Raw genomic sequence first — 14,299 nt, forward strand, 5'->3', positions numbered from 1 at the left:
ATTGTTTGAACGATATTCTATTTTCTCTCTAATTGTTTTTCTATGGCTTCTAATTCATCTGTATAGAAATATTTGTCACCTTCAAATGGTTTCAGTTTTTCAATGGTGTTCTGTTGGTCGTCGTATTTTGCCAAATACACCCTGTCCATCCATTCCATATTTCTGGCTTCGTTGAATTTAAGTGCAAAGGCTGTTTCTCCGTTCACCTCTACGGTACCCAACATCGAGGCTTTCCCGGCTGATGAGGTCATAGAGATATACCTGGAAGGTCGGCCAACTGATGGAAGACTTCTGTATATCTGGCTAAATACCTTATTGATATCTGCCAATGGTGCCGTGAAGTAGTGATGTTCTCCCGTTGGTCGTGCATAATACATGGAATGGAAACCAATGCCCAGCATCATGAGTACATGTCCAAGGTCTATCCAGTTTTGAGCCGATTTATTGATATCAATTCCTCCATTTTCATCAGGGAACAAACTGATATGCTTCATGATTGGACTCTGACTTTTAACCGTTATTCCGGCGGCTCGTAATCGTCGAACAGCCGCAATGGTGGTCAGATTCATTAATTCTTTTGGACCAGAGAAATGTCCCATCCAAATTACTTGAATTCCATAGTTGATCAATTCTTTGTAAAGTGCCAGTGTATCATCAAAGCTCGGCTGGATTATTATTTGAGGATCGTAGGTTAAACCCCTGGAAGCCATGCGTATGTTTCTGATGTGTGACAATTCGGGATCGGTGATCAATGGCAATAAATATTCCTTTAATCGGGAGTAAGGCATTAATCCACCATCACCACCAGTAAGCAAAATATCGGTTACTTCTTTGTGCTTTCTCAGATAATCATGAACCTGATCAATATCTTCCTGTATAAACATGTCTTCATCGCCTCTTACCTGGGCATGGCGGAAACAATAATTGCAGAAAGCAAAACAGCTTTGTGTGCTTTTATCAAAAATAAGAAAACACTGCGGATATTTGTGTTGGCTGCCATCCAGAATTTCAAAATTGCCATGCTCATTTTCGAAACAGGCCTTGTTCAACAATTGTTTGCCATCGTGAGGGTTGGTATCAAGAATGTAATCCTTACAAATTTGTTGCTTTTCCTTTTCTGATTTGGCATTCTTGTATCTTTCCAGTAATTCAGCTTTCATCATTCCAGGCTGAGGAAATACCAATTGAAATACAGAATCGTTAATATAGTCTTTCCAGTTTATGGTATTCAAAACATGCTTGGTTGCCATAAATCGGTACACATTAATAAAAAGCTCTCGCTCTTCGATGTAGCCAATATCAATACCATTGGCATTTAGTATAGATATGATTTCTCTGAAACCATCAATACCTGTATAGCGATTTTTACTGGAGGTAAACATCGGTGCACTTTCCTCTTTTAAAATAGAATATTGCGGAAAGCAGTGATGTAATTTGTTGATGAGGCTATTAGGCAATAGCTTTTCTTTCTCGATGATTTGGGCTGCATTTTCATCAATTCCGTGATGAGCAAATTGTTTGGTAAAATCAATTTTTTCTGAATGTAACATGTAAAACTATTTTACGATTAATAGTCTGATTTAACTGTAAGAGTATGTACTCCTATACCTATTTCTACCCATGGTTTGTTGGCTTTATTGGTATTTGCAATGCAAAACAATTTAGATTGCAAAGTTTACTGATTTACATAGCATCATAATGGGTTACATGTAATCAAGTTACAACAAAAACTGATATTATTTAAATGCATTTATTGCAAATAAAAAACCTTCCCCGAGAAAACAGAGAAGGTTTAAATTATATTGGTGGCTGTGTCTTATACCGATTGTTAATTAGTATGAGCCATTTGTTCGTTTGGTTCCAAATATCTAATTGGCATTTCAATTTAATATTTCACAGTTTCGCTTGAGCTCACTCTGAAATTTAAATGGTATTACATGAAAGTTCCAATTCCACCTGCAATTGACATGATCAGAAATGCCAAAACGTAGAAGGATAGAATTACAATGCTTAAAATACCAATAAATTTGTAGTGCTTTTTTAAATACTTAAATGCCAGGCTTAATTGTTCACTGTCTTCACTGTAAATGGCAGTTTTTGAGTGTTTCGAAAATTTGTACAGATAAAAAATCGGGAAGAAGTACAATATGCCTAATAGCAAATAGAATACTCCTATTAATATTCCACTTCCCATAAAGGGTAAGTTACCTCCTGCAAGAGCACCAAACATAGTTGCCATAAAAATTGCAGCAATTAGCAGTATTCCCAGAAAAACAAATCCAAGTATGGAAAAAAACATGGTCCATTTTCGGGTTTCGTTGAGGTAAATTACCGATTGTGCCGTTAGCTCGATTGGCTTGGCTTCTCTTCCTTCGTTATTTTGCATGTTTAAAGGGTTTTGTTAAATTTTTAATTAGCTTAAAATAGTTATTTCTTTTTTATTTTCGGTGGTAATTGGCAGATGTTTCAGCAAAATTGCTGTCATTTTAAAATGCTTTGTATAAAATGAGTAAGTAATGTAAATAAATGCTTACCTTGCAGAACCTTTCTGTCTTGAGTGAAGTAGGTTAAACTATTATCAGAATCGATTCATTAAGGTTTTATTAATCATTAAGGTATCACTAAAAATTTTATGGGAAGATCGCAAGAGACGTATAACAAAAAAGAGAAAGAAAAAAGAAAACTGCAGAAAAGAAAAGAGAAAGAAGCTCGAAAAGAGGCTCGAAAAGAAGCAGGTGGAAAAAGTAGTTTGGACGACATGATTGCTTATGTAGATGAATTCGGAAACATTACATCAACACCACCAGATCCTACTAAGAAAAAGGAAGAGATTAACGCAGAAGACATTGTGCTAGGAGCCAGAAATAGTGGTGACTTTGCAGAAGAGGAAGGAAAGAGACAAGGTGTTGTAAGTTTCTTCAACGAATCAAAAGGCTATGGCTTTATTAAGGACTTAAGTACTGGTGATAGCATTTTTGTACACGTAAATGGATTGGTAGATACCATTAAGGAGAACGATAAGGTAGAGTTTGATACTGAGCGTGGACCTAAAGGAATGAATGCCGTTAATGTTACTCTAAAAAAGTAACTTTCAAATTATACTTCATATCAGCGCAGTAGTGCTTGATATAAGATTTAGACAATAAAAAAAAAGCACCTCTAGAGGTGCTTTTTCAATTTCTTATAAAGGTGTAGCGATTATTCAATCACTCTTACATTTACTGCGTTTAAACCTTTTCTTCCGTTTTCAACATCGTATTCAACTTTGTCGTTTTCTCTGATCTCGTCAACAAGACCTGATACGTGTACGAAAACATCATCACCTTGATCAGCTGGTTTGATAAATCCAAAACCTTTTGATTCGTTAAAGAATTTTACTGTTCCTTCCATTGTAATTTAAATTAAAATAATAATTCGAAATAAGTCTTTCTTAATAACTCCCGTATGATCCTGTTAATTTAAATTCCGGGAATGGAATGAATAGTAACAAATAATATTGAAATTAAAAGAGTCGATCATCAACCGACCTATGACTTAATATCGAGCCAAAGGTAGGTAAAAAAATGATACCTAAAAGAAAAAACTTTTAAATTGATGGATTTTATAATAAATAGATAATGAGAAGGTTGAAAAATTAATCGTTTGTAGCCAACCATTCTTTCCCTAAAATGGCATAAATTACATCATCTACCCACTTTCCATTGATTAAAATACTTTCTTTAAAATGAGCTTCTTTTCGAAAGCCAAGTTTTTCCATTAGTTGAATTGAGGCTTTGTTTAGCGGATCAACCGAAGCGTAAATTCGATGCTTCTTCAAATTGCAAAATAAATAGTTGATTACAACATTTACAGCTTCCTTTGCATAACCTTTTCTGTGATATTTTTTATTAATGGTACATCCTATTTCTACCTGACGCGTGTCACCATCAAGAAAGTGAACACCAAAATCACCAATCATTTCATTCGATTCTTTCAGTATAATGGCAAATTGATACCAAGTTCCTGTTTCGTTAAACTCTCCGGCAATCCTGTTTTTTATGAAGTGCTGACAATCTTCCAATGCGTATGGAATCCAGCCTTGGTATTTATTGGTTTCCGCATCCGATCGGTAGAAGTAGAATGCTTCAGCATGTTTCATCTCCAGTTTTTCCAGCACCAAGCGTTTTGTTTCAAGTTTCATTTTGGATAATTGTTTACTGATCATTGTTCACTGTTATTTGTCCAACTCTCCAAATACTCTTTTCAGAATATTGCTGACACGTTTTAAAGGATCTTTCCTGATTTGTTTTTCTTCTTCTGCAACTTTTAGAAACAGGGCATCCAAAGCTTTTTGGGTAACGTAATCATCTAATTTTGTATTTACAGGTTCCAGGTTTGCCAATTGACCTGCAAAACTACCTGCCACCTTATTGTAATTATTGGTGAGTAAGTCCCATGATTCGTTGGTAGAGATGTTCGCAACCAGTTTTTTATCAAGCGATGCTTTTACCTTTGGCATAAACAAACCCTTTAATTTGTCAGATGTTTTGCTTTTAAGATATTGGGTTGCTGCATCATCATTGCCTTTTAAAATACCAAAAGCATCTGCAATGGTCATTTCTGTAATGGCTGCAGCAAAAATAGGAGCAGCTTCTTTTACAGCATCTTCAGCAGCGCGATTTAATCGGATTTCTACTTTATCAATTAAATCCTTTCCGCCCGGTATCATGCTAATATTCTTGGATATTTTTTGAGCTTCAGGAGGAAGAAGAATCTTTACCAATTCATTTTTGTAAAAGCCATCTTCTATCGAGAGTAGATTGGCTGCATTTACACTTCCTACTTTTAGCGCTTCTTTCAATCCGGCAGAAACTTCACTATCAGTTAAAGGCTTGTATTGTTCCAAATTGTATTGGTCGATTACGGCTTGCATTTCGGCACAAGACCAAAACATTGTAGAGATTATTATTAGATAAAGGTATTTTTTCATTCTGAAACTAAATTTTGGTCCGTGGTAATAATTGAAGTTCGAAGGTATCAAAAATTGAAACAATAAAAAATCCCTTGAGTTAACAAGGGATTTAAATCTACAGGGGAGAGATTTATAAAACATGGATTATTTAGTTAGTGCTTCCATAAAATCTTCTACATCACCTGGAGTACTCATAATTTTCATAAAAGTGCCCATGGTAAGTTCTGGCCAGTACAATGCAAAACGGTATTTCCCATGTAGCATGGTAACTTCTTTGTCCTGAAGGATGATTTCGTATGGCATAGCAGCAATGTGGTCTTCTCCAATAATTGGTAGGAAATGCTTTTCTCCACTTTCCTGATCAAGCAATCCTACACCAAATACAGCAATTTTTTCATTTGTAAATACTTGTTCGTAAATCAATTTGGTATTTTCTTTTCCTGCACTTAGATTGTTACGTATTTTCTCAACTCCAGCTTCAAAACTTTCAAATTCGTTAAGTTCAACCGGATCTTTAAAATAAGGCATCATTATTTTATAGTGATACTTCTTTAAGGCAGTAGCTTTAATTTCTCCACCAAAAGCTGTGAATTCACTCCCGAAGTTTTTAAGAGCAGTTTTTACATCTGCTGTAATTTTATCATACGCAATCTTGTTTGTCTCGTAATTGTTAAGGTAAGCGCAAAACATATAGTCAGGATTCAGCATACTTATTGTGGTTTGTTGTTCTTTTTTCACCAAACCAATTTTTAATACGCTTGCCAATGCACCTCTGTCTGTTGACTGTAAGCATAAATTTTGTAAATCATTTCTTGTAAAACAAATAACATGCAAGTTGTCATTTGATTCTGGAGCATATTCACCAGCGATTTTAAAATTATTGGTCTGAAGTTGGGTTTTGATTTCTGCAGTTAATGCAGATATCGATTTATCGGATGTTCCAACCTTAAAGAATGGAGAAAGTCCAGATTCTTGGGCAATACTCGCTTGAGTGATAATGCATAAAGCTAGTAATAATAGTAAGTTTCTCATTTTATTGTGTTTTGTAATTATAAAGATGTTTAGAGATCACAATATATAAATATGAAAACATATAGAAAGTGTTATGTCGCATATTTACCATGATTAGCGATTGTATTGAATTTAATTTAGGACAGATGCGCTTTAAATATTAGGATATAGGACTATTTGAATTAAAATTAAATTGTGATGTGAATACTTTGTGGCTTCATCTATTTTTCGGAAATTTAATCTTCCAAACCAAAAGAAGTAGGTAAATGAAGCGGTTGCTACTAATAACTAGTCGAATTAAGGAGGATAAAAAAAGATTCTTGAATAGCCAGGAATCTCTTCATGAGCTATGGAATTGGATTTCACATTTGGCGGGAGTTTTCTTTATAATTCCAGCTGGGACCTGGTTGATGTATCAGGCATGGGAAACGCAAACTTGGAAAGGAGTATTGGCTGTTTTTATTTTTCTGCTAGGTTTTCTTCTGCTCTATTTTTCCTCTGCACTGTATCATTATATGATCGATCATCCCAAAAGGAGCATGTTCAGAAAAATGGATCACATTAGCATATTCGTTATGATTGCAGGAACATACACACCCTTTTTGGTAATTTACCTGGATAATATGGTAGGTAAAATCTATCTGGCAATTTTGTGGGTTTTGGTTGGATTAGGCATCGTGTACAAACTATTCTTGTTGGGAAGGTACAAATGGATTTCCCTGCTGATGTATTTGTTTATGGGCTATATTCTTGTTTTTAATTTTGATGCATTTAGTGCTGTTTTGCCTACTCTAAGTTTGCAATGGATCATTATTGGAGGAGTATTCTATACCTTAGGTGTGATTTTCTATGTGTGGAAGAGATTGCCTTTTAATCATTTTATTTGGCACTTGTTTGTGTTTGGTGGGAGTTTATCGCATTTTGTTGCAGTTTATTATGCAGTATAGTGAAGCTTAAGGAATTGGTTAAATTAAAAAGACCTTCCTGAAGGAAAGTCTTTTCAATTTGTTAGTTTTTGGGCAGTTAGCAGATTCTACAATTTTCAACATACCACGATACAGGGTGGTCTCTCTTTTCTACCAATTCCTGGATAATTTTTCGATTATCCCATACCGCACAGCACGAAGTGGTTTGGTTTAAAGCTTTGATCAGCTTTGACCAATTGTCCATGATTTCCATAGTTAATAGGCTCTCGTACTCTTTGAAAGCTTTAATTGCAGATGATCCACAGAAGTGTAATCTTTCTTCAATAGATTTTAATTTGTCATTTTTCGTGAAGATGTGATCACCAACTTTAAAATAATCCTCTTCGTTCAATTGTAAAGTTACCTTAAGATCAATTGTAGTCATAGTTCGTTAATTTAGGTTAGAGTTTGCTTCTTTTTTTCTTTAATAAAAAACAGAGGGTATAGCTTTTATTTTGCTGATATATTGATCTTTCTTAAAATTAAGCAATTTTAAAGTTCTGAAAAAATAAAAGTTATTAAAGAATGATTTCTTTATTTGAAAGCATAAAAAAAGCCCCCCGAAGGGAGCCTTGATCATATATGTAGTTGTGATTTTGTCTTAGTCGATTTTCTCCAACTGCACTGTAAAGTGTCTCATAATTGGAGCTTCGTCAACAATTTTGAAACCATGCTTGATTTCGTGTCTGCGATCGTAAACATTTTTAAGAGCTGCAGCAATTACATCCATATGGTTGTTCGTATAGGTTCTTCTAGGAATAGCCAAACGCAACAATTCCAAATCCGGGTAACGGTTTTCTCTAGTTTCAGGATCTCTATCTGCCAAAATAGTTCCAATTTCAACACCACGGATACCAGCTTCTAAATACAACTCGCAACCTAAAGTTTGTGCCTGGTATTCTTCTTTTGGAATGTGAGATAAAATTTTCTTAGCATCTACGAAAATAGCGTGACCGCCAATTGGCTTTTGAAATGGGATGCCATACTCTTCCAATTTACCACCAAGATATTCTACTTGTTTGATACGAGTTTCCAAATAGTCGAATTCAGTACCTTCATCCAAACCTTGAGCCAAAGCATTCATGTCGCGACCTGACATACCACCATAAGTAACATATCCTTCGAACATGATATTGTAAGTAGAAGCTTTTTTCCAAAGTTCTTCGCTCTTCATACCAATGAAACCACCCATGTTCACAATTGCATCCTTCTTAGAACTCATGGTTGCCATATCAGCATACGAGTACATCTCCAATACAATCTCTTTGATTGTTTTATCAGCATAACCTTCTTCACGAGTCTTAATGAAGTAAGCATTCTCAGCAAAACGAGCAGAATCGAAACACACAGGAATTTCATACTTGTCTGCCAATTCTTTTACTGCTTTAATGTTGGCCATAGAAACAGGCTGACCTCCTGATGTGTTACAAGTAACTGTAACAATGATCATAGGAATTTGCTCCTTTGGATAAGTTGAAAGAACAGACTCTAATTTTACAAGGTCAAGGTTTCCTTTAAATGGATGATCAATTTCAGTATCAAAAGCTTCATCAATTGTACAGTCGATAGCTTTTGCTTTTCTAAACTCGATGTGACCTTTGGTAGTGTCGAAATGAGAGTTTCCAGGAACAACATCACCATCTTTTACCAAAACAGAGAACAATACATTCTCAGCAGCACGTCCTTGGTGAGTAGGCAGGAAGTGATCGAATCCCAAGATGTTTTTTAATGCTTCTTTCATGTTGTAATATGAACGAGCACCTGCGTAACTTTCGTCACCTAACATCATAGCTGACCATTGTTTGTCACTCATCGCACCTGTACCTGAATCGGTCAATAAGTCAATAAAAACCTGATCACTTTTAAGGTTAAATAAGTTATAGTTGGCATCTTTTAACCATTGTTCTCTTTCTTCACGAGTACTTCTTCTAATGGTTTCAACCATCTTAATTTTGAATGATTCTGCAAATGGAATTTCCATGATAATTTTTTTATTTAATTGCTTAATATTTTGTTCGTTACTAGTATTGGCTTTGGTTCAATTTATGGTACCTAAAATAACTGTGGATACTACAAATCAATCAATTACATTGTTGTGATATTGAGTTAGCCAAAAAATGAAATACAGATATGCAATAAGAACTGACCTGATGTAGTAATCTGATCAAAAAATTGCTATTGTATATTGTATTGAAAAAAATGGGACAGGAATGTCCCGAGACGGATTAGAAGTGAAACTCGTCTCTGTTTTTGATGTTAAGGTAGACTTTGTGTGTCAGTTTAGGAAGTTGAAATTTAATTTCCATGCTTTCTGAATTTTCTACTGTTGGCAAAAATAAAACTTTTTGACTTGAAACAAAAATTAAGGGCTAAAAATATGCAAACGATTGAATTGAGGATCCTTTAGAAATAAACGATATTTTGGTCTATTTTTTGAATAGATTGCCCGCATAAATGCTTTTAAGAACAAAATAAATTTGACATTTTTGCACAAACCAAATATGCTAGGATTGTATTTGGTTAGTGTATGTTCCAAAAGCCCATATTATTAATCCGAACAGAGCTAAGCCCAATGATTCGATATTTTCTTGTATTGCTGATTGTAATTCAGCCATTTGTTTTGTTATCTCAAAATACGATACAGTTGCAGAAAGACTCTTTGCTTCTGGATACCATTCGATTTGAAGAGTCGGTTTATAAAATAAGACACAATAGAACAGATTCGCTAAAGCACTTTACGCACGATTCTGTTTTACATCCTATAAAAGATCCTTTGAATCATATTGAAAATGTAGGATTCAGGTTTATAGTACGTGAACTGGCAGTGGACTATGCTCCAAATCAACATCAAACCGATTCTGTTCGTAATGCGGTAAATACTTTGCTTCAGTATGTGGGGAATGATAGCATCCGAAATATGGTTTTTTACCTTAAGGATTATATAGAAAAGAGAAAAACTGAAGAGGCTTTAAGAGAAGTTAAAAAACAAATTGAACTTGAAAAGATATTAAGCTATCAGCCGGATTTGCCGGTGATTGAGGAAGTGGAAAGTCATGAAACATGGAAGACTGAAGCTTTGGATGAGCTTTATAATTACGTGGAACACGATCCGGTGCACCAATGGATAAGAGAGATTAGCCGAGATTCTGTATTTCTTGGGGTGCGTAACTTTATGAATGACTCTATAAAGTTTTGGATTAATAATGGAAAACAAGACTACAAGAGATTTTGGCTAAAAAAGAACAAACGAGATTCTATAGGTATTTGGATACAGAATACCTCAGATCGATCGGTTAGAATTTTGGTTGATGATGATGTTTATCAGCAATCGGTGCAACGTTCAAAAGTGAGAGGAACAAGAGTGTTGTTAGAGAAAAAAGAACGAGCAGATCAATATGCATTAGCCAAGCTGGGTAAATACAAACGCTATTCTCAAATCTGGAAAGTTGGAGCAACAGTTGGAATGGCTTTTAATCAAGGTCATGTAAGTGATAGTTGGTCTAGAGGAGGAGAGAGCACCATGGCCACCACCTCAACCCTTGAGGCATTTGCAAATTACAAAAGAGGAAACCATACCTGGGACAACAGTCTGAAATTAAAATACGGATTGTTAAAATCAGGTGAGGATGGATTTAGAAAGAATGAAGATAGAATTGAGTTTAATACCAAATACGGACAAAAAGCGGTGAAGAATTGGTACTATTCTGCACAGTTTAATTTAAAAACACAAATGGTAAAAGGCTATTCGTATCCAAGTGATGCACCACGAGTGTTGAAGTCAAACTTTTTTGCACCTGCTTATATCATTGCTTCCGTTGGTATGGATTATAAACCCAATAAGAATTTTTCAGTACTTCTTTCACCACTTTCATCCAAGTATACTATCGTTAAGGATACGGCAAATATAGATCAAACGGCTTATGGTGTTGACGAAGACAAGAAAGTTAAAAAAGAGGTTGGTTCGTATGTAAACCTTTATCATAAATTGAAATTTTGGGAAGATTTAGTTTTGGTAAACAAGTTTACTTTGTATTCGAATTATAGCGAAAAGCCTAAAAATATTGATGTGGATTGGGAGTTAAGTCTTACAATGCCAATCAACCAGTACTTGTTGTCTAAATTCTCAACCCATTTAATCTCTGACGATGATACCGGATCGAAAGTTCAGTTTAAAGAGAACTTTTCAATTGGGATTAGTTACCGATTTTAAATCAATATAAAAATGGTATAAACACCCATTTTTGTAACAGGTAGAGGTAGTTTGTTGTGTTTTTAAACCTATGATAATTGTTTAAAAAACATTATTTTGGGATTGAAATTAAAACATTAATCTATGAGTTTAAATTATGAGGTTCCAGGTGTTGGAACGATTACTATCGATACCTTGGTGGTAGATTCGAATGGAACATTAACCGTTAAAGGAGAAATGGTTCCTGGTGTGGTGGAAAGAATTCATCGTTTACAAATGATAGGAGTTAACGTGGTTATGATTTCATCAGACCAACGTGGAAATGCAAGGGATTTAGCATTGTCGAGTGGTATAGCTTATTATGAAGCGAGCAATTCCAGAGAAAAAGAAGATGTATTGCTTTCTTTGGGAAGTCAAAATGTTGCAGCTATTGGTAATGCTCGTATAGATATAGGATTGTTCGTTCAATCAATAATTTCAGTAGCTACGCTTCAGTCAGAAGGAATTCATAAAGATATTATTGATCACGTTGATGTAATTTTGCCATCAATTAATGATGCACTTGACTTCTTCCTTGATAGCGATACTTTCATTGCTACAATGAAAAGATAGTTGCGTACGAAATTGACTTATTAATCAGAATAAAATTAAAATCTCCTTGAAGGAGATTTTTTTTTGCAAATCACATTAGAACAGACTATTTTTTCGGTGTTGATTTTACTGCCTATGAATTTAATTTTATTAATTGTATCAGTTGTTGCTGTTGGGTTTGGCGTATATTGGTATTTTATTCATGTACCAAATTATTTCGCTTATGTATCTTCAGAAGGAGAGGATTTGAAAGAATTTCTGAATCCAGATAGGCTTTTGGAGCTTACACAGGAACAACAAGATGACATTTGGATTCTGGATGTTAGGGAAGAGGAATATTTCTTAATGGGGCATATTCCCAATGCAAAAAGCTTTCCGCATCATGATGTGGAAAACTGGTACCCTAAAATACCTAAAGACAAGGCATTGATATTGTATTGTGATTTAACCATTAAAACACAAAATGTAATTATCTTTTTAGAAGAAAAAGGATATACAAAAATGTTGAATTGGGGTAAATATAAGCGATGGAATCATAAAGAAACGGTAGAAGAAACCATTTCCATTTAAAGTAATTCATTGTATAGCTTTAAGTTTTCATCATCGAATACGCAAAAAACAAGCTCTTTTAAGTATTTGCATTTTGCCAATTGTTTTCGAACGGTTTTAATGGCGATCTCGGCAGCTTCCTTTTTAGGGTAGCGATAAACACCTGTGCTGATATTTGGGAAAGCAATACTTTGCAGTTTATACTTCTCAGCAAGCTTTATGCTCTCTTTGTAGCAACTCTTTAGCAATTGATCTTCATCATATTTACCTCCGCTATAAACAGGACCAACGGTATGAATAACGTACTTGCAAGGTAAATTATATGCTTTCGTGATTTTGGCCTCTCCTGTGGAACATCCATTAAGTGTGCGACACTCTTCCAATAATGCGGGGCCAGCAGCTCTGTGTATTGCTCCGTCAACTCCACCACCTCCCAATAGGCTTCTGTTTGCTGCATTTACAATACAATCGATTTTCAGTTTGGTAATATCTCCCTTAAAAATTTTAATTTTCATGACAGCTAGTTTAATTTTACTTTTCTATCCCTGTTAATTATCCTAAATTGTATGGTGATCTTTCACCTCTGAACCAAATGATTATTTCATTTTAATCTATACACAGATTTTCAATTTATACTAAATATCGATCTTGTGTATTTTAAAATTAATAATTCAAAATCATTATAAAAAACAATTTCGAAATCGATTGCAATTCACTGACAGTGAAATTGTTTGTTTCGGTTTGGAAAAATATTTTTATTTTAGCCGCGCTAGCCAAGCAAATTGATTGAAATATTAAATTGACAATTATGAAAAGAGTATTAGTTGCGACCGGAGGTGGTGATTGCCCTGGTTTGAATGCTGTGATTCGCGCCGTTGTGAAACGTGCAGCTCAAGAAAAGGATTGGGAAGTTGTAGGAAGTATTCAGTCTTTCGACGGAATTTTGAAGGAACCTACTGAAATTAAGATATTAGATGATGCTGCAGTTAAAGGTATTCACTATCAAGGGGGTACGATTATTGGAACAACTACAAAAGGTGGTCCTTTTGCTTGGCCAGTAAAAAACAAAGATGGTTCTTGGGGATCTGCTGACCGTTCTGATGAAATGATCCGCAAATTACAATACTTGGGAATCGATGCTGTAATTAGCATTGGTGGTGACGGTTCTCAGAAAATTTCACAAGCTCTTTACGAAAAAGGATTAAACATTATTGGTGTACCTAAAACTATCGATAATGACCTTTCGGCTACCGATTTTACTTTTGGTTACCAAACTGCTGTACAAATTTGTACTGAAGCTGTTGATAAGTTGAAAACTACAGCTGCTTCTCACAACCGTGTTTTCATTTTGGAAGCTATGGGACGTGATGCAGGTTGGATTGCTTTAAGTGCTGCAATTGCAGGTGGTGCAGAAGCTTGTTTGATTCCTGAAATTCCTTACGATATCAAGAAAGTAAAAGAGAAATTGGATACTCGTTTCTTGAAAGGTAAAGGATTCGGTATTATCGTAGTTGCTGAAGGGGCTATGCCAAAAGGTGGATCAGCTTTAGCTGAGGTAAGCGATGAGGTAGGTAACCCTAACTTGAAGTTAAGTGGTGCTGCTGATCGTTTGGCTGCAGAATTGAAAGAAGCAGGTGTAGAAGCAGATATCCGTACTACTGTTTTGGGTCACCTACAACGTGGTGGTATTCCAGTAGCTTACGACCGTGTATTGGCAACTCAGTTTGGTGTTAAGGCATTCGAAATGGTATTGGAAGGTAAGTTTGGTCATATGGTTGCTTACCGTCATCCACAGGTTGTTGCTGTTCCTCTTCCTGAGGCTATTGGTCAGCAAAACTTGGTTGATCCAAAATCGAACCTTGTTGCTACTGCAAAAGGTGTTGGTATTGCATTTGGAGACTAATTTAAGTCCAAAGATATTACAAGCCGGAGTTCGTATGAATTCCGGCTTTTTTGTTTATAGACGCTGATTTTTATGAAAGATATGATTGCCGCAGATTTAAATTTTCTTTAAAATGTTACAGGGATCGGCATCTGCAAAGC

General features: G+C 35.2%; 15 protein-coding genes. 6 read left to right on the forward strand and 9 right to left on the reverse strand.

Translation table 11 applies throughout. From position 1 onward, the window contains the following. Window positions 1–17 precede the first annotated feature (17 nt). Both M0051_RS06540 and M0051_RS06545 read right to left on the reverse strand, forming a co-directional pair. Window positions 18–1,550 (reverse strand): hypothetical protein, encoded by a 1,533-nt coding sequence (locus tag M0051_RS06540; protein ID WP_306740731.1) that lies wholly within the window; start codon window positions 1,548–1,550, stop codon window positions 18–20. Between the two features lie 383 nt (window positions 1,551–1,933). Beyond that, a complete protein-coding gene (locus M0051_RS06545; RefSeq protein ID WP_306740732.1) occupies window positions 1,934–2,386 on the reverse strand; it encodes a DUF5362 family protein in 453 nt (150 codons plus the stop codon). 246 nt (window positions 2,387–2,632) lie between these two features. On the opposite strand from M0051_RS06545, the gene M0051_RS06550 reads away from it, so the two are divergent. Beyond that, window positions 2,633–3,088, forward strand: coding sequence for a cold-shock protein (locus tag M0051_RS06550; protein WP_306740733.1), 456 nt, complete (start codon window positions 2,633–2,635; stop codon window positions 3,086–3,088). Between the two features lie 110 nt (window positions 3,089–3,198). On the opposite strand, the gene M0051_RS06555 is transcribed toward M0051_RS06550, so the two are convergent. The 4 genes from M0051_RS06555 to M0051_RS06570 form a co-directional block, all read right to left on the reverse strand. After that, entirely contained in the window at window positions 3,199–3,390 is a 192-nt protein-coding gene (locus M0051_RS06555) for a cold-shock protein (RefSeq protein WP_110360282.1), read from the reverse strand. A 244-nt stretch (window positions 3,391–3,634) separates the two neighbouring features. Then, the gene (locus tag M0051_RS06560) at window positions 3,635–4,180 is read right to left on the reverse strand and encodes a GNAT family N-acetyltransferase (protein WP_306740734.1); all 546 of its coding nucleotides are present in this window, start codon (window positions 4,178–4,180) and stop codon (window positions 3,635–3,637) included. A gap of 33 nt (window positions 4,181–4,213) precedes the next feature. Next, window positions 4,214–4,969 carry a DUF4197 domain-containing protein gene (locus M0051_RS06565; protein WP_306740735.1) on the reverse strand — a complete coding sequence of 252 codons (756 nt, stop codon included), beginning with the start codon at window positions 4,967–4,969 and terminating at the stop codon, window positions 4,214–4,216. Window positions 4,970–5,095: 126 nt separating this feature from the next. After that, a complete protein-coding gene (locus M0051_RS06570; protein ID WP_306740736.1) occupies window positions 5,096–5,983 on the reverse strand; it encodes a hypothetical protein in 888 nt (295 codons plus the stop codon). Window positions 5,984–6,228: 245 nt separating this feature from the next. Here M0051_RS06570 and M0051_RS06575 point away from each other — a divergent pair, with 245 nt between their 5' ends. After that, on the forward strand, window positions 6,229–6,909 hold the full coding sequence (locus M0051_RS06575) for a hemolysin III family protein (protein ID WP_306740737.1): 681 nt from the start codon (window positions 6,229–6,231) through the stop codon (window positions 6,907–6,909). Window positions 6,910–6,985: 76 nt separating this feature from the next. Here the strand turns inward: M0051_RS06575 and M0051_RS06580 are convergent, their stop codons facing one another. After that, window positions 6,986–7,312, reverse strand: a complete 327-nt coding sequence (locus M0051_RS06580; RefSeq protein WP_306740738.1) for a hypothetical protein — start codon at window positions 7,310–7,312, stop codon at window positions 6,986–6,988. Window positions 7,313–7,528: 216 nt separating this feature from the next. After that, window positions 7,529–8,908 (reverse strand): tryptophanase, encoded by a 1,380-nt coding sequence (locus M0051_RS06585; RefSeq protein WP_306740739.1) that lies wholly within the window; start codon window positions 8,906–8,908, stop codon window positions 7,529–7,531. 591 nt (window positions 8,909–9,499) lie between these two features. Here M0051_RS06585 and M0051_RS06590 point away from each other — a divergent pair. The 3 genes from M0051_RS06590 to M0051_RS06600 all read left to right on the forward strand — a co-directional run bounded on the left by M0051_RS06590 (window position 9,500) and on the right by M0051_RS06600 (window position 12,277). Continuing rightward, window positions 9,500–11,137, forward strand: a complete 1,638-nt coding sequence (locus tag M0051_RS06590) for a DUF3078 domain-containing protein (protein ID WP_306740740.1) — start codon at window positions 9,500–9,502, stop codon at window positions 11,135–11,137. A gap of 123 nt (window positions 11,138–11,260) precedes the next feature. Further along, entirely contained in the window at window positions 11,261–11,728 is a 468-nt protein-coding gene (locus M0051_RS06595; RefSeq protein ID WP_306740741.1) for a hypothetical protein, read from the forward strand. A 114-nt stretch (window positions 11,729–11,842) separates the two neighbouring features. Next, entirely contained in the window at window positions 11,843–12,277 is a 435-nt protein-coding gene (locus M0051_RS06600; RefSeq protein WP_306740742.1) for a rhodanese-like domain-containing protein, read from the forward strand. Here M0051_RS06600 and M0051_RS06605 read toward each other — a convergent pair. Beyond that, window positions 12,274–12,771 carry an O-acetyl-ADP-ribose deacetylase gene (locus tag M0051_RS06605; protein ID WP_306740743.1) on the reverse strand — a complete coding sequence of 166 codons (498 nt, stop codon included), beginning with the start codon at window positions 12,769–12,771 and terminating at the stop codon, window positions 12,274–12,276. The genes M0051_RS06600 and M0051_RS06605 overlap by 4 nt on opposite strands. 293 nt (window positions 12,772–13,064) lie before the next feature. Between M0051_RS06605 and M0051_RS06610 the strand changes: the two genes are divergently transcribed. Then, window positions 13,065–14,159 carry a 6-phosphofructokinase gene (locus tag M0051_RS06610; RefSeq protein WP_306740744.1) on the forward strand — a complete coding sequence of 365 codons (1,095 nt, stop codon included), beginning with the start codon at window positions 13,065–13,067 and terminating at the stop codon, window positions 14,157–14,159. Window positions 14,160–14,299: the final 140 nt, after the last annotated feature.

Source organism: Marinifilum sp. D714 (assembly GCF_030851345.1).
Taxonomy (GTDB): domain Bacteria; phylum Bacteroidota; class Bacteroidia; order Bacteroidales; family Marinifilaceae; genus Marinifilum.